24 protein-coding genes, 1 tRNA gene and 2 pseudogenes are annotated in these 23,046 nt (G+C 57.5%); 24 read left to right on the top strand and 3 right to left on the bottom strand.

What is annotated here, in order from left to right; genetic code table 11:
• The first annotated feature begins 58 nt into the window (after nt 1-58).
• The 19 genes and pseudogenes from JJB09_RS24745 to JJB09_RS24655 all read left to right on the top strand — a co-directional run bounded on the left by JJB09_RS24745 (nt 59) and on the right by JJB09_RS24655 (nt 18,150).
• Nucleotides 59-916 (top strand): carbohydrate ABC transporter permease, encoded by an 858-nt coding sequence (locus JJB09_RS24745; protein ID WP_201663771.1) that lies wholly within the window; start codon nt 59-61, stop codon nt 914-916.
• A complete protein-coding gene (locus JJB09_RS24740; RefSeq protein ID WP_201663770.1) occupies nt 913-1,890 on the top strand; it encodes a carbohydrate ABC transporter permease in 978 nt (325 codons plus the stop codon). The genes JJB09_RS24745 and JJB09_RS24740 overlap by 4 nt, the downstream gene beginning before the upstream one ends.
• A gap of 15 nt (nt 1,891-1,905) precedes the next feature.
• A complete protein-coding gene (locus JJB09_RS24735; RefSeq protein ID WP_201663769.1) occupies nt 1,906-3,030 on the top strand; it encodes an ABC transporter ATP-binding protein in 1,125 nt (374 codons plus the stop codon).
• The gene (locus tag JJB09_RS24730; protein WP_201663768.1) at nt 3,017-4,099 is read left to right on the top strand and encodes an ABC transporter ATP-binding protein; all 1,083 of its coding nucleotides are present in this window, start codon (nt 3,017-3,019) and stop codon (nt 4,097-4,099) included. The genes JJB09_RS24735 and JJB09_RS24730 overlap by 14 nt, the downstream gene beginning before the upstream one ends.
• A gap of 22 nt (nt 4,100-4,121) precedes the next feature.
• Nucleotides 4,122-4,658, top strand: a complete 537-nt coding sequence (locus tag JJB09_RS24725; RefSeq protein ID WP_201663767.1) for a flavin reductase family protein — start codon at nt 4,122-4,124, stop codon at nt 4,656-4,658.
• Nucleotides 4,659-4,688: 30 nt separating this feature from the next.
• Entirely contained in the window at nt 4,689-6,644 is a 1,956-nt protein-coding gene (locus JJB09_RS24720) for an acetoacetate--CoA ligase (protein ID WP_201663809.1), read from the top strand.
• A gap of 23 nt (nt 6,645-6,667) precedes the next feature.
• On the top strand, nt 6,668-7,870 hold the full coding sequence (bktB, locus tag JJB09_RS24715) for a beta-ketothiolase BktB (RefSeq protein WP_201663766.1): 1,203 nt from the start codon (nt 6,668-6,670) through the stop codon (nt 7,868-7,870).
• Nucleotides 7,857-8,615, top strand: coding sequence for an SDR family NAD(P)-dependent oxidoreductase (locus tag JJB09_RS24710; protein WP_343229085.1), 759 nt, complete (start codon nt 7,857-7,859; stop codon nt 8,613-8,615). The genes bktB and JJB09_RS24710 overlap by 14 nt, the downstream gene beginning before the upstream one ends.
• A gap of 7 nt (nt 8,616-8,622) precedes the next feature.
• Nucleotides 8,623-9,828 (top strand): acyl-CoA dehydrogenase family protein, encoded by a 1,206-nt coding sequence (locus JJB09_RS24705; RefSeq protein WP_201663764.1) that lies wholly within the window; start codon nt 8,623-8,625, stop codon nt 9,826-9,828.
• 2 nt (nt 9,829-9,830) lie between these two features.
• Nucleotides 9,831-10,859 carry a phosphotransferase family protein gene (locus JJB09_RS24700; protein ID WP_201663763.1) on the top strand — a complete coding sequence of 343 codons (1,029 nt, stop codon included), beginning with the start codon at nt 9,831-9,833 and terminating at the stop codon, nt 10,857-10,859.
• A gap of 146 nt (nt 10,860-11,005) precedes the next feature.
• Nucleotides 11,006-11,400: pseudogene (locus JJB09_RS24695) on the top strand (IS21 family transposase); the annotation flags it as partial.
• Nucleotides 11,382-11,606 (top strand): annotated as a pseudogene (locus tag JJB09_RS24690) (ATP-binding protein); the annotation flags it as partial. The pseudogenes JJB09_RS24695 and JJB09_RS24690, both read left to right, overlap by 19 nt.
• A 536-nt stretch (nt 11,607-12,142) precedes the next feature.
• Nucleotides 12,143-13,087, top strand: a complete 945-nt coding sequence (locus JJB09_RS24685) for a helix-turn-helix domain-containing protein (protein WP_201663762.1) — start codon at nt 12,143-12,145, stop codon at nt 13,085-13,087.
• Nucleotides 13,088-13,569: 482 nt separating this feature from the next.
• Complete coding sequence (locus JJB09_RS24680) at nt 13,570-13,845, top strand: hypothetical protein (protein ID WP_246748964.1); 276 nt, start codon at nt 13,570-13,572, stop codon at nt 13,843-13,845.
• Between the two features lie 166 nt (nt 13,846-14,011).
• Nucleotides 14,012-14,686: an HK97 family phage prohead protease gene (locus JJB09_RS24675; RefSeq protein ID WP_201663761.1), complete on the top strand. Its 675-nt coding sequence runs from the start codon at nt 14,012-14,014 to the stop codon at nt 14,684-14,686.
• Between the two features lies 1 nt (nt 14,687).
• Entirely contained in the window at nt 14,688-15,872 is a 1,185-nt protein-coding gene (locus JJB09_RS24670; protein ID WP_201663760.1) for a phage major capsid protein, read from the top strand.
• A 358-nt stretch (nt 15,873-16,230) separates the two neighbouring features.
• Entirely contained in the window at nt 16,231-16,371 is a 141-nt protein-coding gene (locus JJB09_RS24665) for a hypothetical protein (RefSeq protein WP_343229083.1), read from the top strand.
• Entirely contained in the window at nt 16,364-17,053 is a 690-nt protein-coding gene (locus JJB09_RS24660) for a Fic family protein (RefSeq protein WP_201663758.1), read from the top strand. Before JJB09_RS24665 ends, JJB09_RS24660 begins: the two co-directional genes overlap by 8 nt.
• Before the next feature lie 161 nt (nt 17,054-17,214).
• Nucleotides 17,215-18,150, top strand: coding sequence for a S49 family peptidase domain-containing protein (locus JJB09_RS24655; protein ID WP_201663757.1), 936 nt, complete (start codon nt 17,215-17,217; stop codon nt 18,148-18,150).
• Nucleotides 18,151-19,022: 872 nt separating this feature from the next.
• Here JJB09_RS24655 and JJB09_RS24650 read toward each other — a convergent pair.
• Both JJB09_RS24650 and JJB09_RS24645 read right to left on the bottom strand, forming a co-directional pair.
• Nucleotides 19,023-19,295 carry a hypothetical protein gene (locus JJB09_RS24650; RefSeq protein WP_201663756.1) on the bottom strand — a complete coding sequence of 91 codons (273 nt, stop codon included), beginning with the start codon at nt 19,293-19,295 and terminating at the stop codon, nt 19,023-19,025.
• Between the two features lie 11 nt (nt 19,296-19,306).
• Entirely contained in the window at nt 19,307-19,852 is a 546-nt protein-coding gene (locus tag JJB09_RS24645) for an Arc family DNA-binding protein (RefSeq protein WP_201663755.1), read from the bottom strand.
• Between the two features lie 97 nt (nt 19,853-19,949).
• Between JJB09_RS24645 and JJB09_RS24640 the strand changes: the two genes are divergently transcribed.
• The 4 genes from JJB09_RS24640 to JJB09_RS24625 all read left to right on the top strand — a co-directional run bounded on the left by JJB09_RS24640 (nt 19,950) and on the right by JJB09_RS24625 (nt 22,228).
• Nucleotides 19,950-20,114, top strand: coding sequence for an Arc family DNA-binding protein (locus tag JJB09_RS24640; RefSeq protein WP_201663754.1), 165 nt, complete (start codon nt 19,950-19,952; stop codon nt 20,112-20,114).
• A gap of 100 nt (nt 20,115-20,214) precedes the next feature.
• Nucleotides 20,215-20,754 (top strand): hypothetical protein, encoded by a 540-nt coding sequence (locus JJB09_RS24635; protein ID WP_201663753.1) that lies wholly within the window; start codon nt 20,215-20,217, stop codon nt 20,752-20,754.
• 18 nt (nt 20,755-20,772) lie between these two features.
• Entirely contained in the window at nt 20,773-20,964 is a 192-nt protein-coding gene (locus JJB09_RS24630; RefSeq protein WP_201663752.1) for a hypothetical protein, read from the top strand.
• Nucleotides 20,948-22,228, top strand: coding sequence for a tyrosine-type recombinase/integrase (locus JJB09_RS24625; protein ID WP_201663751.1), 1,281 nt, complete (start codon nt 20,948-20,950; stop codon nt 22,226-22,228). The genes JJB09_RS24630 and JJB09_RS24625 overlap by 17 nt, the downstream gene beginning before the upstream one ends.
• A 79-nt stretch (nt 22,229-22,307) precedes the next feature.
• Here JJB09_RS24625 and JJB09_RS24620 read toward each other — a convergent pair.
• Nucleotides 22,308-22,397, bottom strand: a tRNA-Ser gene (locus tag JJB09_RS24620).
• Nucleotides 22,398-22,480: 83 nt separating this feature from the next.
• On the opposite strand from JJB09_RS24620, the gene JJB09_RS26800 reads away from it, so the two are divergent.
• Nucleotides 22,481-23,026 carry a hypothetical protein gene (locus JJB09_RS26800; protein ID WP_246748962.1) on the top strand — a complete coding sequence of 182 codons (546 nt, stop codon included), beginning with the start codon at nt 22,481-22,483 and terminating at the stop codon, nt 23,024-23,026.
• Nucleotides 23,027-23,046: the final 20 nt, after the last annotated feature.

Raw genomic sequence — 23,046 nt, 5'->3', positions numbered from 1 at the left:
GTGGCCGCGCTTCCAAGCGCGGCCACTCTTCAGCCTATGCAGTCGGAGTAGTCCGCCAATGAAATTCAGAGATATTTTTCGCCATGCGGTGATCGTGTTGGCAATCATCGTCGCGCTGTTTCCGATTGCGTGGATGGCGAGCATGGCCTTCAAGCCGCCACTCGAATGGACGAGCGCTGCCGGCACCGTCACCTGGCTGCCGCAAGCGCCGACATTGGCGAATTTCGAATACATTTTCACGGGCAAGAGCGAAGCCTACGGCACGTCGACCGTCATGGAACGGACAGCATGGCAACCGGTATTGGCGAGCGTCCTGGTCTCGTCGGTCGCGACCCTCATCGCCACCGTGGTCGGCTCGCTGGCAGCCTACGGATTTTCGCGTCACAGATGGGGCAAGAACCTACCGTTCTCGCTCATCCAGCTGAGGATGTTTCCGCCGCTCGCCGTGATGATCCCGATCATGATCATGTGGGCCTATCTCGATCTCATCGATACCTGGTGGGGGCTGTCGCTGATCTATGGCATCGTGACCCTGCCATTCGGCTTCTGGCTGATGCTGACATTCCTGGACGAAGTTCCGGTGGAACTCGAAGAAGCGGCGATGATCGAAGGCGCGAGTTCCTGGGGCATCTTCTACAAGATCACGCTACCGCTGGTTAAGCCCGCTATCGCCACCACGGCACTCTTCGTGTTTATTCTCAACTGGTCCGACTACATCATGGCGCTGCTTTTGACGCGCAAGGAATGGATCACCATTCCCGTCTTCATGAACGACCTGAACACTGCCCAGACTGGCCAGCTCTATGGCGCGAAGGCAGCGCTCGGGCTGATCGCAATCGTACCGCCATTGATCCTGGGCATCCTGATCCAGAAGCACCTCGTGCGTGGCCTGACTTTCGGAGCGTTGAAGCAATGAGCGGCTCGTCCACACCCAGCAACAGCGGCGCCGGCAAGCTTGCCGAAGCGATCGGTGCCAGGAAGAGCGCGCAGATCGGCCTTTTCACCACGCTGCCGGCACAGCTGCTGCTGCTGTTCATCGTCGTCTTTCCGACGATCGTCACCGTCTATATCAGCCTGACTTGGTGGACGCCGCTCGATGGCATCCCCTGGACCGAAGCCTATACGTCATTTGCCTGGTTCGATAATTACGTCGAAATTTTCAACGACAACAAGCTGATGGCAGCGCTGGGGCGGACACTTTTCATCGTCATCATCGCCTGCGCGCTGGAATTCGTCTTCGGCTTCGGTCTTGCACTGCTATTCGTAGACAAGTTCCGCATGCGGCCGGTCTACTACACGTTGATCCTCATGCCGATGATGGTCGTGCCGGCCGTGGCGGGCTACATGTTCCTCATGCTCTTCCAGAGCACAGGCCCCATCAACCAGATCATTTCGGCCGTGATCGGCCAGCCGTTCGAGGTTGTGTGGCTGGCGGATGAAAAGCTTGCCCTGGTCGCCGTGATCGTCGGCGAGGTCTGGCAATGGACGCCGATGGTGTTTCTGATCCTGCTGGCCGGCCTGATGTCGGTGCCGGAAGACCAGATCAAGGCAGCGCGGCTGCTCGGTGCCAATGGGGGGCAGGTGCTGTGGCGCATTTCGATCCCGCGCATCAAGACCGTCATGGCGATTGCGATCGGGATCCGTTTTATCGAAGGGCTCAAACTGTTCGACATCATGTACATCATGACCAAGGGTGGACCGGGTGTCGCGACCGAAACGCTCTCCCTCTACATCTACAAGCGCACCTACGGCGATCTCGAATGGGCCTATGTTTCGGCGCTCGGACTGGCCATCGTGCTGTCGATGTCGCTGATCGCGCTGGGTCTGATGGCTTCCCTGAAGGCTGCCGGCCGCCGCCGCATGGCAGGCGTCACGGCTGGCAACGCATAGGAATTCGGATTTACGATGGCTTCGATTGACCTTATCAACCTGACCAAGACATTCGGCCCCGCCACGGCGGTGAATGACCTGACGCTGAATGTTCGCGATAACGAGTTCGTGGCCTTGCTGGGGCCGAGCGGCTGCGGCAAGTCCACGACGATGAACATGATCGCCGGTATCGAGCATCCGACGTCCGGCGAGATCCGCTTCGACGGCCGCGACATTTCCGGCCTGCCTGCCAATAAGCGTGGAATTGGGTTTGTTTTCCAGAACTATGCGATCTTTACGCATTTGAGCGTGCGGGAAAACCTGGCATTTGCGCTGAGGGTACGCGGTGTTCCACGCCAGGAAATAAACAGAAGAGTGGCTGATATCGCCGCGCTGATGCGGCTGTCGGACAAGCTGGACCGGCCGTCGGCGCGGCTCAGCGTCAACGAAATGCAGAAACTGGCGATCGGGCGTTCCGCCATCGCCGAACCGGCGATCTTCCTGCTGGACGAGCCGCTGTCCAATGTCGATGCAGCATTCCGTGCCTTTATGCGGACGGAGCTCAAACACCTGCAGCACGCGCTCAAGCAGACGATGGTTTACGTGACCCACGACCAGATCGAGGCAATGAGCCTTGCCGATCGGATCGCGGTGATGAGCAACGGCGTTCTGCAGCAGTTCGGCACCCCGGAAGAGGTGTACAATGCGCCCGCGAATACCTTTGTTGCCAATTTCATGGGCAGCCCAAGCATGAACCTGATCACCGCGGTTGTGACGGAGGAGAGTGGCAGGACGGCCATGTCTTTCAAGAATGCCTGCAATCTCGCCCTTACGGCAGACGGGCCGCTGGCCACACGACTTCTGTCGTCGAAGTCACGTGAGGTCACCTTCGGCATCCGTCCGGAAGATGTTGAACTGGCCGATACCAGCGACCCGAGACCCGGGTTGACGCTGCCCGCCACGTTCGTCGAGCCGATCGGCCCACGCACCACCATCCACTTGGGCGAGGGCGAGGTTCGGATGAAGGTCATCACCGAAAAACGCTTCAGGACTGGATTGGGCCAGGCGCTCAAGATCATCATGCCCGAACCCAAATGCCATCTGTTCGACACCAAAAGCGGTGCGGCACTTCGGATGGAGGCGCGTCATGTCAACGCTTGAACTCGTCAATGTCACCAAGGCTTACGGCAACACGGTGGCCGTAGATGGAATCGACCTGAAGATCGAAAACAACGAATTCTTCTGCATCTTCGGACCGCCGAGTTCGGGCAAGAGCACGATTTTGCGTCTGTTTCTCGGGCTTGCACATGCCGATAGCGGGCGTGTGCTGATCGGCGGTCGGGACGTCACGGACGTGCCGCCGGCCGACCGTGACCTCGCCATGGTGTTTCAGAACCTTGCGCTCTTTCCGCACCTGACGGCACGGCAAAACATGGAGTTTCCGCTTCGGGAACGCCGTGAAACACAGGCCATCATCGATGCCCGAGTGAAAAGCGTCGCTGAGAAGTTGCATATAACACTTTTGCTGGAAAAATTTCCGGCCCAGCTTTCCGGCGGCGAACGTCAGCGCGTCGCCATCGGCCGGGCATTGGTTCGAAAGCCGAGCGCCTATCTCATGGATGAGCCGATCGCGGCGCTGGATGCCCGGCTGCGCGAGGAAATGCGCGTGGAGCTCAAGCGCCTGCAGCGGGAAGTCGGCCACACGCTGGTTTATGTGACCCATGACCAGGAAGAGGCCATGTCGATCGCCGATCGCATGGCCATCGTGGAGAATGGGCGGATTGCCCAGATCGGGTCGCCTGATGAGATCTACAACAACCCGGCATCGCGCTATGTGGCCGAGCTGGTGGGATCGCCGCCGATGAATTTTATCGAAGGCAGCATCGTTTCCGGGCGCTTCCGCGCCAGCAAGCTCGATCTCGAGGTGAATCTCGACAATGGCCTGTCCGACCGTGACATCGTGCTTGGCATCAGACCCGAAGATCTTAGCCTGCACGAAGGCGGCGGCGCCCAGGGGCATGGCTCGAATTTCAAGGTATACGAGACAGAACCGCTCGGTGCCTATTCGATAGTCGACATCATCGCGGGCGATATCATCCTGAAAGCGCAGATGCGCGGTCTTGCCGGGCTTAGCCTTGGTCAAGAAGTGGCGCTGCGCATTGAGCCCGGCCATTGTCATGCGTTCGATCCGATAAACGGTGCAAATCTGCTGCACAATGTGATGGCGTGAGAGACAGATGCGGGAGGTAGCAATGGTTACACAGGAACAGCCGCAACCGGGTGCAGTTCTGCAAGCGGACTTCAAGAAGGGGATGCGCAGGCTTTCCTCGTCGGTCTCGATCATCACTGCCGGCGGCGCTGCAGGACGCAACGGCATGACGGCAACTGCGGTTTGCTCCGTCAGTGCCGAACCGCCGATCCTGCTTGTCGGGATCAATCTCGGCGCCAGCATTCACGACCAGATCGAGAGCACCGGTGCGTTCGGGGTCAACATCCTGCGGCCGAAGCATCGCCATCTCGCTGACCGGTTCTCATCGGGTCTTTCCGGCGAAGCGCGCTTCGAAATCGGGCAATGGTCCGAAGGCGCTCTGGGTGTACCAGTCATGGAGGACGCGCTCGCGAGCTTTGCCTGCCAGGTCATCAAGGTCGTGACGATCGGCACCCATGACATCTTCTTCGGCCAGGTGGTCGGTATCGACGTCTCGGAGGGTACGCCGCTGCTTTATGGCGGCGGGCAATACGAGATATCGCTGGCCGCAACTCCGCTCGCCTATCATGCGACACTATGATTGAAACGGTTTGAAGAGGACATGAAAGACATGCCAGCTGAACAGCCATTGTGGTCACCTTCTGCCGCGCGCGTTCGGGCAAGCGCCATGTCGGATTTCATGACGGCTGCTGCAAAAGCGACGGGCAAGACGCTTGCTAACTACCAGGAGCTACATGCATGGTCGGTTGATGATCGTGAAGCCTTCTGGTCGCTCGTGTGGGACTACTGCGGGCTTCGCGGCGAGCGTGGTAGGGTGGTTCTTGCTGATGGCGAACGCATGCCGGGAGCTTCGTTCTTTCCTGAAGCCCGGTTGAACTTTACGGAAAACCTGCTCTGGAAGACCGGCGGGACGGATGCGATCGTCTTTCGGGGCGAGGACAAGGTTGAGCGACATCTCACCTGGGACGAGTTGCGCGCGCTCGTTTCCCGGCTGCAACAGGCATTTTCAAATGCCGGCCTGCAGCCCGGCGACCGGGTTGCGGCAATGCTGCCCAACGTGCCTGAGGCCATCGCGTGCATGCTGGCAGCGGCATCACTCGGGGCAATCTGGTCGTCCTGTTCGCCCGATTTCGGCAAGCAGGGCGTGCTCGACCGTTTTGCGCAGATCGCACCCAAACTGTTCATTGCCTGCGACGGGTATCACTACAACGGCAACACGTTCGAGGTGGGAGACAAGGTTGCGGCAATCGCGGCGGAGCTAAAGCCGCAACAGACGATTGTCGTGCGTTACATCGGCGACGCGGATGCCGTCGCAGGTAGCATTGCCAACGCAATCAGCCTCGATTCATTGATTGCCCCTATCGCGGTGGCCCCGCTGCGTTTTGAGCCTCTGCCTTTCGATCACCCGCTCTATATCCTGTTCTCGTCAGGCACCACTGGCGTTCCCAAATGTATCGTCCATTCGGCAGGCGGCACGCTGATCCAGCATGTCAAGGAACATCGGCTGCATGCCGACATCCGTGACGGCGACAAGCTTTTCTATTTCACGACACTGAGCTGGATGATGTGGAACTGGCTGGCGACAGCACTCGCATCGGGTGCGACACTGGTTCTCTACGACGGTTCGCCCGCTTATCCTGATGCCAATGTTTTGTTCGATTATGCGGACGCTGAGCAGATCACCCATTTCGGCACCTCGGCCAAATTCATCGACGGACTGCGCAAAACCGGCTTGCGTCCGATCGATACGCACAGGCTGTCTTCGGTCCGGACGATTTTCTCGACGGGCTCGCCGTTGTCGCCCTTGTCGTTCGACTATGTCTACGAAGCGGTCAAGAACGATGTCCATCTCGCATCGATTTCCGGCGGAACCGATATCGTTTCGGGCTTCGTTGTCGGTGTTCCCATCCTGCCCGTCTGGAGTGGGGAGATCCAGGGCTCCGGCCTCGGTATGGCGATGGATGTCTGGAGTGACGACGGGGCTCCGGTCGTCGGAGACAAGGGTGAACTCGTCTGCACCAAGCCATTTCCGTGCATGCCGGTGATGTTCTGGAACGATCCCGACGGAACGAAATATCACGAAGCCTATTTCGGCAAGTTCGACAACGTCTGGTGCCATGGCGATTTCGCCGAATGGACCGAACATGGCGGCATGGTCATATACGGTCGCTCCGATACGACGCTCAATCCGGGCGGCGTCAGGATCGGCACGGCCGAAATCTACGGTCAGGTCGAGCAGATGTCGGAAATTGTCGAGGCCGTGTGCATCGGGCAGATCTGGGACAATGACGTCCGCACGGTGCTGTTTGTCCGGCTGGCAAAGGATGTCACACTGGACGACCGGCTTCGCAATCGAATCCGGCTAAAAATCCGGGACAATCTTTCTCCCCGGCATGTGCCGGCTCGCGTTGTCGCCGTCGCTGACATTCCGCGCACCAAGTCCGGAAAGATCAGCGAGCTTGCGGTCCGCAACATCGTGCATGGGCTTGCCGTGAAGAACCAGGACGCGCTCGCCAATCCCGAAGCCCTGAAACTATTCGAAGGTCTCGCTGAACTCAGCGCCTGACCCGCCATATCGAGGAAAATGCAATGGATCGCCAAGTCGTCATCGTCTCAGGAGTGCGCACCGCCATCGGCAGTTTTGGCGGTTCGCTTGCGGACTTCCCGCCCACGGATCTGGCCGCTGCCGTGGCGCGGGAAGCGATTGCGCGTGCGGGCTGCGCGCCGGCCGATATCCAGCAGAGCGTTTTCGGCAATGTCATCCATACCGAGCCGAAGGATATGTACCTCTCTCGCGTGGCAGCGATTAAAGCAGGCGTGCCGGAAACATCCCCGGCGCTGACCGTCAACCGGCTCTGTGGCAGCGGTCTGCAGGCCGTCGTCACGGCGGCCGAGCAAGTTCTGCTCGGAAATGCCGATATTGTGCTTGCAGGCGGCGCTGAAAGCATGAGCCGCACGGGTCATCTGCTGAGCAAGGCGCGTTTTGGCGCCAAAATGGGCGATGTCACCGCCGTCGACATGATGCTGGGTGCGCTGCAGGATCCCTTCGGCGCTGGGCATATGGGCAATACCGGCGAAAATGTCGCCGAGCGGGTGGGTGTATCGCGCCAGGAGCAGGATCAGGTCGCGCTCGCATCCCAACAGCGCGCCGCCGCCGCCATTGCGGAAGGCCGTTTTCGCGAGCAGATCCTGCCCGTGACCGTCGGCCAGGGAAAGAAGGAACGTGTTTTCGAGACAGACGAGCATGTACGCGGAAATGTGACCGAGGGCGATCTCGCAGGCCTCAAGCCGGTGTTCAAGAAGGACGGCACCGTCACTGCCGGCAATTCCTCCGGCATCAACGATGCGGCTGCGGCGCTGGTCCTGATGGATAGCAGCACTGCCGAAGCGCGGGGTGTCACGCCGCTGGCGAGGATCGTTTCCTACGGCCTGGGCGGCGTTGCGCCCGATGTCATGGGGCTGGGTCCGGTGCCGGCCGTGAGACAGGCACTCGCACGAGCGAAGCTTACGGTCGCCGATCTCGTCGTGATCGAATCCAACGAGGCGTTTGCCGCCCAGGCCTGCGGCGTGGCGCGCGAACTCGGATTTCCTGCCGACAAGACCAACCCGAACGGCGGGGCGATTGCACTCGGCCATCCGGTTGGAGCATCGGGCGCGATTATCCTTATAAAGCTCGTCTACGAACTGCGCCGCATCGGCGGCCGGTATGGCCTGGCGACGATGTGCATTGGTGGCGGACAGGGCATCGCTGTCGTGGTCGAAAACACGTCAGGAGGAGATCGCATTGTTTGAGGATATCTCTGGCAAGACTGCACTCGTAACAGGAGCCTCAGGCGGGCTCGGTTTGCATTTCGCCACGCTTTTGGCCAGTCAGGGCGCCCATGTGATCCTTGCCGCGCGCAATGTGACTGCTATCGAAGAAAATGCGCTGGCAATCCGGACCCGTGGCGGCAGCGCCGAGGCTATCGCGCTGGACGTCACTGTGTCGAATGGCGTGGAGCAACTCTTTGCGTCCATCGACCGCGAGGTCGATATCGTCGTCAACAATGCCGGCATCAGTGGCGGAGCGGCTGTCATCGACCAGAGTGAAGCCGATTTCGACGCGGTAATCGATACGAACCTCAAGGGGGTATTCCTGGTTGCCCAGGCTGCGGCGCGGCGCATGCGTGATCAGGGCCACGGCGGAACGATCGTCAATATCGCTTCGATACTCGGCCTGCGGGTCATAGGACACCTCGCGGCCTATGCGGCTTCCAAGGCAGCAGTGATCCAGCTGACGAAATCCATGGCGCTCGAATGGGCGCGCCATGGCATCCGCGTCAATGCGCTTTGCCCCGGCTACATCGAAACACCGATCAACCGGGATTTCTTCCAAAGCGAGGCGGGTAAAGCGCTTGTCAATCGCATCCCGAGCCGGCGTCTCGGCTTGCCCGAAGAGTTGGACGGGCCATTGCTGCTGCTTTGCTCCAAAGCCGGCAGCTACATGACCGGATCCGCGCTCGTGGTCGATGGCGGCCACCTTGTTTCATCCTTGTGAGGGCCAGATGAATTTCGATATTTCTCCCACTATCGAGGACTTAAGAGCCCGGATCAGCCGCTTTGTCGAGGCTGAGATCCTGCCGCTTGAAAGCGACCATTCTTCCTTTGATGAGCATGGCAATATTACCATGGAGCTGCTCGACCAGGTCCGCGCCAGGGCGAAGGCCGAAGGGCTGTGGACGTTGCAACTCGATCGCCCCGGCCGGCCTTCAATCGGCAAGGTGGGCATGGCTGTCTGCTATGAGGAAATGAACCGTTCCATCTTCGGCCCGGCCTGTTTCAACTCCGCTGCCCCCGATGACGGCAACATGATGGTCCTGGACCGGGTGGCGACGGTGGAGCAGAAGAAGCGCTGGCTGACCCCGATCGAAGATGGCTCGGTAAAATCGGCATTCGCCATGACTGAACCGCATCCGGGCGGCGGCTCCGACCCTTCAATGATACAGACCCGCGCCGAGAAAAAGGGCAGCAACTATGTTGTCCATGGCCGCAAATGGTTCATCACCGGTGCCGGCGAGGCAAGCCACTTCATTCTGGTGGCGAGAACATCGGACGATCCCCGCCATGGGCTGACGGCATTTCTATTTCACAAGGACCAGCCCGGCTGGCGGATCGTCCGCCGCATCGGCATCATGGGGCCGGAGGAGCACGGCGGCCATTGCGAATTGGAATTCGACGGCCTGGAAATTCCGGCGGAAAATGTGCTGCTCGGCGAAGGGCAGGGCATGAAGCTTACGCAGATCCGCCTCGGGCCGGCGCGGCTGACCCATTGCATGCGCTGGCTCGGGCTTTCAAAGCGCTGCGTCGAGATCGCTTCCGCCTATGCCGCCGAGCGTCATGGTTTCGGTGTTCGGCTCGCCGACCGGGAAAGCATCCAGATCATGCTTGGCGATCTCGCCATGGGCATCGAGATCGGTCGCCTGCTGGTGATGAAAGCCGCCTGGGAACTCGATCGCGGCGGCTTTGCCCGCAAGGAGGTGTCGATGGCCAAGGTGCATGTCGCCAACCTGCTTCACAAGGCAGCGGATACAGCCATACAAATCAATGGTGCACGCGGTTACTCCACCGACACGGTGCTCGAATGGATCTACCGCTATGCCCGTCAGGCGCGGCTGGTCGACGGGGCCGACGAAGTCCACAAGATGGTGCTCAGCCGCCTTCTGACGACGGAAGAACGATCGTTCTGGCATTGGGGCGTGGGAGCAACGTGACAATGCTCGAGGCTCCCGCATCGTTGCTCGATTTTGATCCGGCAAAGCTCCGCATCTTTCTCACAGAGCGCTTTGGTGAAAGCGACGCCATCTCGATCGAAAGGGTGAGTGGTGGGCAGTCGAACCCCACGTATTTCGTCACCTTCGGAAACAGGCGAATGGTCCTGCGGAAAAAGCCTGCTGGCCCCATTCTCGCCGGTGCGCATGCAATCGAGCGCGAATTCCGCATCTTGAGCGCACTCTATCCGACTACCGTTCCGGTGCCGCGGCCGATCCTCTTGCATGAGGATCGCCATGTGCTGGGAACGCCGTTCTACCTGATGGAGCGGGTCGAGGGGCGTGTCTTCAGCGATTGCGCACTGCCGGAACTTGAGCCAGGCGAACGTAAAGCAATCTATTTCGGCATGGCGGATGCGCTTGCCAGCCTGCATGCGGTGCGGCCAGAGGCTGTCGGCCTCGGCGACTACGGCAGGCCTGGAAACTACTTCGAACGCCAGATCAAACGCTGGAGCCGCCAGTGGCGGGAATCGCAAAGCCAGCCGATCGAGGCGCTCGACAGGCTGGCCGACTGGCTGCCGCACAATCTGCCGGCCGATGATGGCGCGGCCTCGATCGCGCATGGGGATTTTCGGCTCGGCAACATGCTGTTTCATCCGACGGAGCCGCGCGTCGTCGCAATTCTCGATTGGGAGCTTTCCACGCTTGGGCATCCGCTTGCAGATCTCGGTTTCGCTGCCATGCCTTGGCATACGTCGCCGGAGGAATATGGCGGCATTCTGGGTCGTGATGCCCACGCGCTTGGCCTGCCGTCCGAGGAGGAGTTCCTGGGACGATATTATCAAACTGCCATTGGCGCTGCCCCGCTGCAGCCGTTTCATATCGTCTTTGCACTGTTCCGGTTTGCCGTCATTTTCATCGGCATTGCCGATCGCGCGCGCGCCGGAAACGCCGCAGCCGCAAATGCTGCGCTCGTGGCGCCGCTTGCCGAACGCTTTGCCAAGCGAGCCATGGACCTTATCGAAGGGAGATAGCTGGCCTGCTGTCACGACCTGTTCGGAAGCTGAGAGCGGCGGTGCAAGTCCACGGTAGCGGCGGGATGGTCCCGTCGCGAGCGGCGTAAAACCCGGCCACCTATTTTCCTTCTGCAACGATTGCGGGAGGATTGGGGATCTATACCGTGGAACTATATCTGAAGGTCCGTCTGGCTTGCTCGGAAGGTATGTGCCGGCGTCAGGCTGCAAAGCATTTCAACGTATCGCGCGATAGCGTGGTCAAGATGATGTCGTATTCGACCCGCCCGGCTATCAGCGTCAGTCACCGATCCGGCGGCCCAAGCTGGATGCATTTGTTTCGACGATCGATCACTGGCTTGATGAGGACATGAAGGTGCCGCGCAAGCAGCGCCATACGGCCAAGCGGGTGTTCGACCGTCTTCGGGACGACTGCGGGTTCACCGGCGGCTACACAATCATCAAGGATTACATGCGCTAGCGGGATCAGCGTAGCCAGGAGGTGTTCGTGCCGCTGTCGCATCCGCCAGGGCATGCGCAGGCCGATTTCGGCGAGGCGATGCCACCCTGATCACCAGCAATCATCCGTTTGACGAATGGACGGAAACCTTGGGGGCCGAGCGTCTGACCGGCGCGCTGCTCGACCGCATCACCCACCACGTCAATATTCTCGAGATGAATGGTGACAGCTATCGTCTCGTGCAAACCGTGGCCGACTATTACTCCGGCGCGTGGCGGGATTTTACTCCGCCGTTGACAAGCGATTGAAATTTTTCAAAATTTTTCCTGAACCTGCTAGATCCGTTCGTTGCGATTAGTATGGACGCGTGTGCAGGGTGGCAAGCCGATATAGGGGTAGGGGGTAGGTGGGGCAACCCTGTGACCTCTGGTTTGAATGGGGCAGGTACTTTATGGAACAGCGAATGAAATCCTGCTCGTCAAGTTCAGTCGGGGAGGCAAAGGTCCAGAAAAGAGTGCAGGGCAACCGCGCCGAAAATAAATAAACTAAACATTATCAATTGCTTGACGGAATAAAATGGCGGACAGAGAGGGTGTCAACCATTTGAGCAAGATCAAGTAGTTAACCCGCCCAACCGACCAAAAACCCCCTTTGAAAATACGCCGGAATTCGCGGCGGTTCCCAACCCGGTTCGCGTCGCGGCGATATGGCTTGCACAACATCGACAAGACCTTGTCGGCCCTGTCATCCCTGCCGTCATGAAGTGCTTTAATCTCGACATCAGAGAGGCCATTGACGCACTGAAGGTGGCTCACGTGCTCCGACATCGCGAGCGCTGACCAAAATGACAGCCTTACAGAGGAATGACGTTGCCATTGCACAGAAGGCAATAAACCTGGCGCGCGGTCTGTCTGGGGCTGAGAAGGCCGTCGCGTCCGCGATCATTGATCATTTCAACAGAAAGACCGGGCAATGCGATCCCAGCATTGAGCGCCTGGCGGCTTTACTCGAACTCGACGAACGGACGGTGCGCCGTGCCACGGCGGCTTTGTCTGCCGAGCACGGACTATTTCGCAAGCGTAGTCACGGCGGCAAGTCATTTCGGGCCAGCTACGCGCCGATCTGGTCCACGTTCCGCGCCATCGTCAACGAATGGGACCAGCGAATGAAGGGCGATCCCACCACGAACGGTAGTGGCGGCAACCGGGCAGAAATGTCCGGTTCAGCGAGCGCTGACGAAGCGCCGATGTCACGCAATGTCACGCATGTCACGCATGTCACGCGTGACATCTATGACAAGAAAGACGATGGCAACCGGACAGAAATGTCCGCTTACACCGGGCAAAAATGCCCGGTAGAACCGGGCGAAAATGTCCTACAAACCAATCTTAATAACCCATCTTATAAACCCATAGCGTCAGAACCCACTGAGTTTGTGGCTGCGCGCGACCCTCAAAAACCGAATTTGGAGCCTCTGTCGCAAGGGCTCTTGAGAGGGGAAATCGCGGCAGCCAAACCGCCTGGATACGAAGCACGAGAGCGGGCAGCAACGAGAGGTTGCAGCCATGCCGATGCAGCTTGGGCGACGGCTGAAGCTCGACTGCAGGATGCGACGCGTAAGCTGTCGTTCGACTTGCAGGCCAACATCATCGAACATTCCACCGAGATCACATGGAACCTCGCCGTTTCTGCTGAGATGCGCCGACGAGGGCAAGGTTTGGTCATCATCCTCGATGAGATGCGAAGCGCCGCCACGCCAGGAGCTGGAGGCCATGCCAATGCGCATTGATGGGGGTGGGGGCGGTCGAAAGTCTGGGGGCCCGAGGGTCCAGACCGGTGGGTGTGCTTGCGCGTATCGCCGCGAAATTGGCGGATTAAAAATTTCTGGGCTGAACAAATGAATAACACATTGTTTCCGTGGGATTATTTTGAATTTCTGGGCCCAAAACACAGTTCAAACTCGCTGCGTCTTGCGTGCCGTGAATGCGGCTCCGAGTTTAGACCGCCGCATGGTGGCCAGCGCTATTGCTCGCCGGCTTGCCGCAAAACGAACTGGCATCGGCAAGTGAAGATATGGAAGGCGGAACACCCCTCGCCGATTGACCAGACCAGAACGTGCCGACAATGCAGCGCGCCGTTCACGCTCAGTAATTCCCGTCGCGGTCGCGCACCGCATTTCTGTTCACCGACCTGCAAGCGGGCCTTCTATCACCCGCTCCACGAACGCCGGCCGGATCTCTTCGACCTCCTGAACTCCGAAAGGACCAAGCCATGACCACCATTCCCTCAATGCCCGAGAACGATGAAGCCCGCAAAGCTGTCTGCGACAGTATCCTCGGCCACGCGACAGATTTGATGATGACGGACGCAGGCGCATCGCTGGAAATGGTCATCGATCGTGTGATGACCTTCGTAGCGGCGCAAATTGCCTCGCTGGAGGGCTCGCCCCGTGCTGCCCAGGTGTTCCGTGAGGTCGCCGACAAGATCGAGGCGGGACTTTTCCACAGGATAACCGGCGAAAACGACACCGGCAGCGCGAGGCATTGACGATGATTCGCAAAGCTGGCATTTTCGTTCTTGGCTTGATTGACGGCTCACCTGTTAGGCAGGGAGCGCATAAACAATCCACCTTCGATAGCACCGGCGACCATACCGGGCGCGAAGCTAAAAACGGGCAATTCGCCCGAAGCTTTGACGTTTCCGAAGGTGCGCTATGAACTTCCGCAAGAATTTCGATGTTTCCGCTATGCGGCTGTCTGTTGTGTCCGACCTGGGCATCAAGGCGCAGCCAGACGGCATGATTTCCGGTTATGCCTCGCCGTTCGGCGGTGCGCCGGATTTTCAGGGCGATATCGTCGCTCCTGGGGCTTTCACCCGTACCCTGCGCGAGCAGAAGGCGGAAGGCGTGGTTCCGGCGATGCTCTGGCATCACAAGCAGGATGAGCCGATCGGCAAATGGTTGTCGATCGCAGAGGATGGTTTCGGCCTGGCTGTCACAGGCCAGATCAATCTTAAGACTGAGTACGGCCTCAAGGCTTTCAATCATATCGTCGGCGGCAGCGCCACCGGCCTCTCGATTGGCTTTCTGCTGCCGGAAGGTGGCCGGAATTACAACCGGGATGGTTCTTTCACGCTCACCGACATTGACCTGATCGAAATCAGCGTGACGCCGACGCCTGCCAATCGTCGCGCTCGTATCGCCACGGTCAAATCCATCAACTCAAAAACGGAACTGGTCGACCTTTTACGCGAGGCCGGCTTGGCAAAGACTGCGGCCCAGCGGGTGGCAGCGGGTGGATGGCCCGCGCTCTCGAACGCCGATCACCAGAAAGCAATCGACCTCGCCGCCCAGATAGACGCTGCGACGGCAAAAATCAGGAGCCTTTGAAATGTTGCATACCTATCCCGTAACCGCCGCAGCGGCGCACCTGCTCGCCTCGGCCGCCCCGATCAATACCAAGGATGCTGGCGACCCGCTCGACATCCTCGCCAAGAAATTCGGCGATCATGTTTCGGAAGTGCTGACTAAGCTCGGCGCCACCAATGGCGACCTGGCTGGCATCAAGGAACAACTTGCCGAAATGGAGCAGAAGGCCGCACGCGGGGGCGGATATGAAGGCTATGCCTACAAGAAAACGATTGGCGAAGAGTTCACCGATAATCCGGAACTGAAGACGTTTTCGGAGTATCGCACGCGTCCCTCGCGTTTCAGCATGGGGATGAAAGCGACGATCACTTCCGCGACCGCTTCCGGCGAAGCGCTTACGAACACACATCGCGACAGCGTTGTTATGCAGCCGCAGCGCCGGCTTGCCGTGCGGGATCTAATCCCCACGATACGGGTCACCGAGGGATCGGTGGAGTATCCTCGGCAGACCACTCGCACCAATGCAGCCGCGCCAGTCGCCGAAGGCGCATCCAAGCCCGAAAGCGAATACGCGTTCGAGATGAAGAACACGCCAATTCGCACGATTGCACACTGGATCCCGGCCTCCCGACAGGTGCTCGACGATGCCCCCCAGCTGCGTGGGTTGATCGATACCGAGCTTATGTACGGCCTCAAGCTGAAGGAAGACAGCCAGTTGCTCGCCGGCGACGGCACCGGGCAGAACCTGTTCGGCTTGATCCCGCAGGCAACGGCCTATTCTGCACCGATCACGTTGACATCGCCGACGATGATTGACCAGCTCGGCCTTGCGATCCTGCAGAACGCCCTTGCCGAGTATCCGGCCGACGGGATCATTGTTCATCCATCCGACTGGATGCGCATGCGCTTGCTGAAGAATGCCGATGGCGAATACATCCTCGGCGACCCTGCCAAGGATACCGCCCGAGTACTGTTCGGCCTGCCTGTGGTCGACACGACCGGAATGACCATCGACAAGTTCCTTGTCGGCAGTTTCCAGGCGGCGGCCACGATCTATGACCGTTGGGATGCACGGATCGAAGTATCGACCGAACACGCCGATTTCTTCACCAAGAACCTTGTTGCCATCCTCTGTGAGGAGCGGTTAGGACTTGCGGTCAAGCGGCCGACTGCATTGACCTATGGCGATTTCGGAAACGTTGCCTGATCTCTGCGTGGCCAATTTGGTCTGGCCGCGCCTGCGTGCGGGGGGAGAGGTGATATCCTCCGCACGAGTTCACCGAGCTGAAGCTCAGTGTGGACGCTTTTGATACCCATCATCTACAGATTGGCGCAATTTTCGTTTGTCATTGTTATTTGAGCTATCCGTGCCAAAATAGCGTTGGTGATCGATTGCAACATGCTGGCCGCATTCGATCTCACATTCGCTTGATGGCCTGATTTCGGATTGAACGAAATCCCAAATCAGTCTCTAAGGCTCATGTGAACGAAAGGACAAGCCTATGAATGAACCACTCCGAAATCTTCTGGAAGCCGCTCGGAAAGCTCCCCAAACGAAGAGTGACATGGAAGTTCAACGTCGAAGCTTTGCCTATGGTAACACGCATTTCGAGAACAGCCTGATTACTCGAGAAATGGTCAATAAGATCGCTGACGAGATGCCGTCTCCGTATTCCATTCCGAAAGTGAAGGGCGATCATGACTGAGGAAGATCGCCGCCACAGCGTGGCTAGCGAAGCTTATCTTATAAGGGATGAGAAAGAGCGCGCTGAAGCTGAGGCCAGAAATGGCCTCCTTCAGTTCGATCTTGCTTGTCAAATGATAATTGACGCTATCGATCGGGGCGAGAAATGGAAGCTCCGAACTTCGGCCGTACTGGCGCTGCACCGTGCCGCATTGAATGGTATCAGCTCGTATGCCGGAAACTTCAGACCCTCAGATGTTGCAATTCAAGGCAGTCATCACAAGCCGGTCCAAGCTTTTCAGGTTCCCGAGCTTATCGAGGACCTGTGTGACTATGTAAATGAAAATTGGGATAAGACCGGCATCCACTTGGCGGCATACATTATGTGGCGGCTGAACTGGATCCATCCTTTCAGTGATGGTAACGGGCGAACATCTAGGATGGTTTCCTACCTGGTCTTAAGTGTGAAGGAAGGGTTGTTGCTCCCGGGCAGAAACACCATTCCCGACCAAATCGTTGACAATCGAAAACCTTATTTTGACGCACTTGAAGCGGCTGACGAAGCTGAGGCGGCCGGCCGAATAGATCTCTCAAAGATGGAAGACCTAATTGAGAGCATGCTCGCTGTCCAACTGACAAGTGTTTTAGAGAGAGCAAGCGGGAAGCAATATTTAGGCGCAGAATCCAGTTCAACCAACTCATAATAGAGAATCTAGCTCCGAGTGAGGCCGTTGTGCATGTGCCGATAGGCGATGCGAGGGTGTGACTATTCGCTTTCGTGCACGACAGGCTTCATGCACAGGCAAGCTTGCACGCGTAAGGCTTTTCATGCATCCTCGCTATAGGGGCATGCATGCGAGGGGCGATGGACGTATACCTTTACAACGGCGAGATAAGCCGCAGTAATGACCTTAAGTTCATTGAGTTGGTTTCGGATACTCAGGAATCGAATCAGTGCTTGGTAATCTTGGTCACGCCAGGAGGTGATCCGGATGCGGCATACAAGATGGCGCGCTACTTGCAGCGCCGCTATGACTCCTACAAGGTTCTGATTTCGGGATATTGCAAAAGTGCCGGAACACTCTTTGCCATCGGCGCGAATGAGCTGATTTTCACACCCTATGGCGAGCTAGGACCGTTAGATGTCCAAATGGCGCGGACTGATCACCTTACAGGCCTGGAATCTGGACTGAACATAAGCGAGGCGTTTTCGACCTTGGAAAACCGGGCTCGTGAAACCTACCAAAACGTTACGTTCGACATTATATCCTCTAGCGGCGGCGTAGTTTCGTTCCCGACAGCTTCGCACGCCGCAACTGAAATCGTCACTGCTCTGTATGGTCCGATCTTTAGTAGAATAGACCCGGAAGAAGTCGGTAGCCGGTCTCGCGCGATGCGCATAGGCGAGGACTACGGTAAGCGACTGAATTCCAAATGGAACAATCTTAAGCCGGGCGCATTGGCCAAGCTTTCGCAGACATACTCTAGTCACGGATTCGTAATAGATTCGGAAGAAGCTGAGGCCCTTTTTAGTCGCGTTAGAATGGCAAATGACGAGGAGCTCGGCCTTGTGCTAGAATTGGGCTTGCTGGCGAGACATCCTCAAAGGAGTTTGACACTACAGAAAGTTAGGGATATTGGCGCAACTAACCTAGAGAGCGATAACGATCATGAAGAAACTGCCGACGACGAAGAAGCAACCGAACGACCAGACGCCGATGGAGAAAATCCTCCAGCAGCAGTCGGAACTGAAAGTGCTGCGACCGGCGACGAAGACAGTGACGCCGCCGCCACGGGATGAAAAGAGATCGTTAGGTGGCGAATGGTACAATCGAACGCTTGAAAGCTGTGCAATGTAAACGAAGGCCCCCAAGAGGGGCCTTTTCATTTGGCCTATCACTTCCTTCCTGAGCAACCATCGGGGTCGGTTGAGTGGTGGCAACATTCCACACCCTTAAGCGCATCCACATGTGCATTCCCTCTTGATGATATTCCTACCGCCGCCCCTCATAGGGCTTGGTCGCGTTGGCGTTGACGAGCACGCCTTCGGCCATCAACGTTTCCTCAATCGCCATCGCGCATTCAGCCCTTTGGATTGCATGAATAGCTCGATCGCCAGCCGTCGTTTGCCGTGGCCGCAGTGAAATTCTGGCCTGCTTGCATGCAAGCGTCACGGCTGCGGTACTCTGCTGAGGACAAAGCCGTGCCGGTCGGAGTTGTTAGGGCGAAAATCAGTACCCAGACCATCTTTCTTCCTTCATCGTTGCTCGCACCCCATGTTCCATGAGGCTTTGGACGTGACTGCATGGTTGCTATTCTCAGGCCGCCGGTAGGTGCTCTCTTGCGACAGATATAGCCCATTCGACAACCTCAAGGGGCGTATCGGAGCAAAACAGAGTGAATGACATTTCGTGGGTGGTGTCGGAGTAGAATATCTCCATCAGGGTGTTTGCCCCGTCAAAATCTTCAGTCACTTCGATGTACATGCCGTCGCGAATTAGGTCGCTGCCTATCACATAGCTAAACGCTCGGTCTTTGTATTGAAACGGCATCATCTATATCCGGATAGTCGAACAGGTGCGGCTTAGTCGTCATCCCAGTTTTCCCGGCCGCGATCTGTCAGAGCTGACCTAGCGGGTGTAGTGTCGTAGCGCGAGGCATGCAGTCGCATCGTCAATCGTCGTCAACGGGGCTGAGGTGCTTTGCGCCGATCGCCTGATAGAGATCGAAAAGCGCGGTGTGCGCGGCGCTGGCAAGGCGGTAGAATTCGGGGTCCAGCAAGATCGCTTCGTGTTCGAGGAGGTTGCGGGCAACGGCGTCGGTCATGATTGACGCTGCATGCAAGGCTTCGTGGCAGCCGAAACTGCCTGGCAGAAATGCCTCGGCATTTTCGATCTCGGCTTTCGCCAAGGATGCAAGCCGTTCCTGCTCGCTTTCTTCAGCCATTTGCCTTCCTCTCAGTCGTCGTCTGGAAGGTCGAGATCCTTGAACGCATTCTGGTCAAAGATTGACCGCTGGTGCGTGTCGAATTCGCGTACCTCTTGCTGAAACTCTTCCACAAGCGTCGGTGCTTCATCTGCAGAAGATCCTAGAATCTTTGATGCTACCGCAAGCGTTTCTTTAGAGAATTTGTGCATCTCCATCGCAAAATTAATTATATTTTCAGGTGCTTCCGGAGTATTTAGTATTAATTCCGCGCCCTCTCTCAGAAGATTTGCGCTCTTCATCAGCGCTAAAATGGAAAATTTGACAGTTGTAGTTTGTGTTTTTGTCCATTTCTGTCTTTGTTTAATGTTTTCTTGGAGAGACTGTATGTGCTCAACAAGGAATCTTAAATCCGTCTCCGGCAACAATCCTTGACTAGGCCTGAAGGATTGCTCGAGGCGATGGACCATTTCCGCGTTCATTGAACGGCCCGTTTCTACAACGGCAGCCTCGATCGCCTCCTTTAGGGAGGGCGGCATTCTTAATTTAAACTGTGGGTCGGTCTGTTTAGGCGCCATAAAAATTCTATGGACCAAAAAGGTACTTGACGCAATTGGACCTAAAAGGTACCACCAAAGTTGCGGTACCTTTTAGGTCCAATTGACGGAGACGCCGATGAGCAGTGACCAGCTTAAGATACGGGTGCCCGACGGGCTGAGAGATCGCATTAAGCAGATCGCCTCCCAAAACCGTCGCTCCATGAATTCCGAAATCGTAACGATGCTGAAAAGTGTCGTCGGAAAAACGACGGAAACGAAAAAGGGCGAAGTCACGGCCTGAGAAACCGACTTCGCCCTTTTTCTATCTTCAACACCCCATAGCAAAGGTGCATCAAATGCCTGAATTGTATAGATCAAATCCCTCTGAAAATGCAAGCGAAATGAGCCGTCGGGGATTTCTCGTCGGCACTGCCGCGACGTCGGTCGCGATCGCCGCACCGGCCGTGGCGTCCGACATCGCGGAGCTGGTTCCGCTTGACCAGCAGTTTGACGCCTGCGTCGCCCAGATACGGGCCGTCCTAGCGACGATGCATCCAGACGCTGACAAAGTGAGCTTCGCTTATCGTACCTGGGACAACGGCAGGGCGTTCTCGGTGTGGATGGATGGTTATGCGCCGCCGCGTGTCGAATATGACGGTCCCGGCTACTACGAAGTATCTGAGACAGACAACAATGTCGCCGGCGTCTTCTACATCGAACGGTTCTTCAGCGAAATGGACCAGCGGTACTACCTTCGGGGAAACTATATCTGGGACGGCCGCCGAATAGCGCCTGCCGTTCTGATCGGAGCGCGCTCCATCGTGCGCAAGATCGACGCCGCCGAGGCCGGCATGAAGGTGTCGGAGTTCGTCGCATTGCTGGCGGGAATGAACGTCGACCAAAAGCGAGATGTCATTCGCCGTTTTGAAGAGCTGGACTAGAAATCGAGGATTTGACTGATGAACACATTTAAGCAGATTGAAGTCACGAGGGCGGTTAAGGGCGCGCTGGCGGCCGGCGTTGTCATCCGCGAAATCATCGCAAACAAAGACGGTATTAGGATCATCAGCCAGGCGGCGGGCCGTTTGGACAATTTGTCCATACGAGAAAACGAATGGGATGAGGTCTTGGGCAATGGCGAGGAAGAATAAAACCGCGCTGCCCAAATATGTCAGTGCAAGCCGTGACCGGCATAAGAAATTGCGGCTTCGCTTTCGCAAGGGTCTGACTTCGATCTATCTGAAGTCACCTTTCCCCTCTGATGAATTCGATCGTGAATATCAGGCGGCACTTAAGAATGAGCGTGTCGCGGTTACGCGGGTCGGCAAGGCCCGGCAGAAGCCTGGTAGCATGTCATCGGTGATTGCCTCCTATTATCAGTCTCCCGAATTTCGGGGGACGGCGGTGTCAACGCAACGCACTTACAGAGGTATTTGCGAGAGCATTCGCCGGGAACATGGCACCAAGGCCATAGCCGATCTGACGCGTGCTCATGTCAAGGCCATAATTGGCAAGAAGGCGGCGACGCCGGCGGCGGCGAACAACTATCTCCGTATGCTGCGGATCTTGATCAAGCATGCCATCGACATCGAGCTGATAGCGCGCGACCCGACTGTGAAGATGAAGGGGTACGGCAAGAAAACGGATGGCTTTCACACTTGGACCGAGGAGGAGATCGCCATCTATGAAAGGCGGCATCCGATCGGCACGAAGCCGCGTCTGGCAATGGCGCTAATGCTTTACACAGGCCAGCGGCGCGGCGACGCGGTCAAGCTGGGCTGGTTGGATGTGACCGGCAACCGGATCAAGGTGCGGCAGGAGAAAACAGGCACCCGCCTTGCAATCAAGATGCATGGTTCTCTGATCGATGCGCTCGAAATGGTGCGCGGGTCCAATTACCAAACACTGCTTGTGACCCATTTCGGCAAGGCCTTCACCGCGGCTGGCTTCGGCAACTGGTTCCGTGATCGTTGTAATGAAGCTGGCCTCACGCACTGCACCGCCCACGGATTGCGCAAGGCAGCGGCGCGTCGATTGGCCGAGGCAGGCAACAGCGCCAATCATATCGCGGCTGTGACAGGCCACCTCTCGCTTAAGGAAGTCGAAGTCTACACCCGAGATGCAGACCAGCAAAAAATGGCCGACGCAGCCGTCGATACCATGCCCGAAAGGTCTGATCGCAAGCGGGAGGAGCTAATTCAGGACGTCGCCCGCGTGCTAGTGGCTGACTGCCTCGCCGGTCGGATGAGACGTGATCACCAAAACCACATGGTAGACGGCCGCCCGGAGCCCGCGCTTCTCTATCAGCTTATGTTTATGCGTCTTTCCGGCTCGAAAATCCGAGTAACCGAGGACGAGGCAAGAATTGCTTTCGAAGCTGCTTGGTCAACGGCGATCGCGGAGAGCGCAAAATAGAAACTTTTGTCCAACTGTCCCAAGAAGTTGGACAATCCGAAACGTAAGAGGCTGAAATGGTTACGGAAAATAAAGATAATGGCGGACAGAGAGGGATTCGAACCCTCGGTACGCTTTCACGTACACACGCGTTCCAGGCGTGCGCCTTCAACCACTCGGCCACCTGTCCACATTTTTGAGAGACTGGCCGCATTCAAATCCTGCGCGACGCGCGGGCCTTGGTCCGTCCAACTTCCGGCGCGATATATACCGATGATCTGCGCGCAATCAACCCTCTTTAACATATTTTTGAACGGCTTTTTCACAACCGGCACTCAGCCGCCATTGAAAGGCCGCGATATCAACGTTATCTCATGGAAACAATGTTCGGATTTCTGCGGAAACCGGTTCGGGAATGGGCTTTTCGCAAGGCGGAGCGCGTCAGGTGAACTGCATGACATGTCGCCCCGGTTTGGGGGTGGTTCACCTGGAGGAATAGCGATGCGATTCTTGTTGCGGCTGTTGAGTCTCTTGTTTCTCGCTTCCGCCGTCATTGTTGGAATAATTGATTCTATCCAGTCGGTTGCCAGCGAACGCGTATTGCTCACACCTCTCGGCGCAGCTCTTTTCAGCGTCAATCCGGATATGCTGTCGGCCGCGGAGGACTATTTTCGCAGCCATATTTCCGCTTATGTGTGGGATACAGCAATCGAATGGATGTTGTTGCAGCCGGCGTTCATGGTGCTATTGGCCCTGTCGCTGATGTTCTGGCTGGGTGCGTTCAAGCGTCAGCCTGCTGCTGGACGCTTCGCGGCCTGACTGCGCGGGATCCCGCGAGG

Origin of the sequence: Phytoamicus setariae, from assembly GCF_016722925.1 — a bacterium.
Taxonomy (GTDB): domain Bacteria; phylum Pseudomonadota; class Alphaproteobacteria; order Rhizobiales; family Rhizobiaceae; genus Rhizobium_E; species Rhizobium_E setariae.
This window is presented reverse-complemented; position numbering and strand designations above follow the sequence as displayed.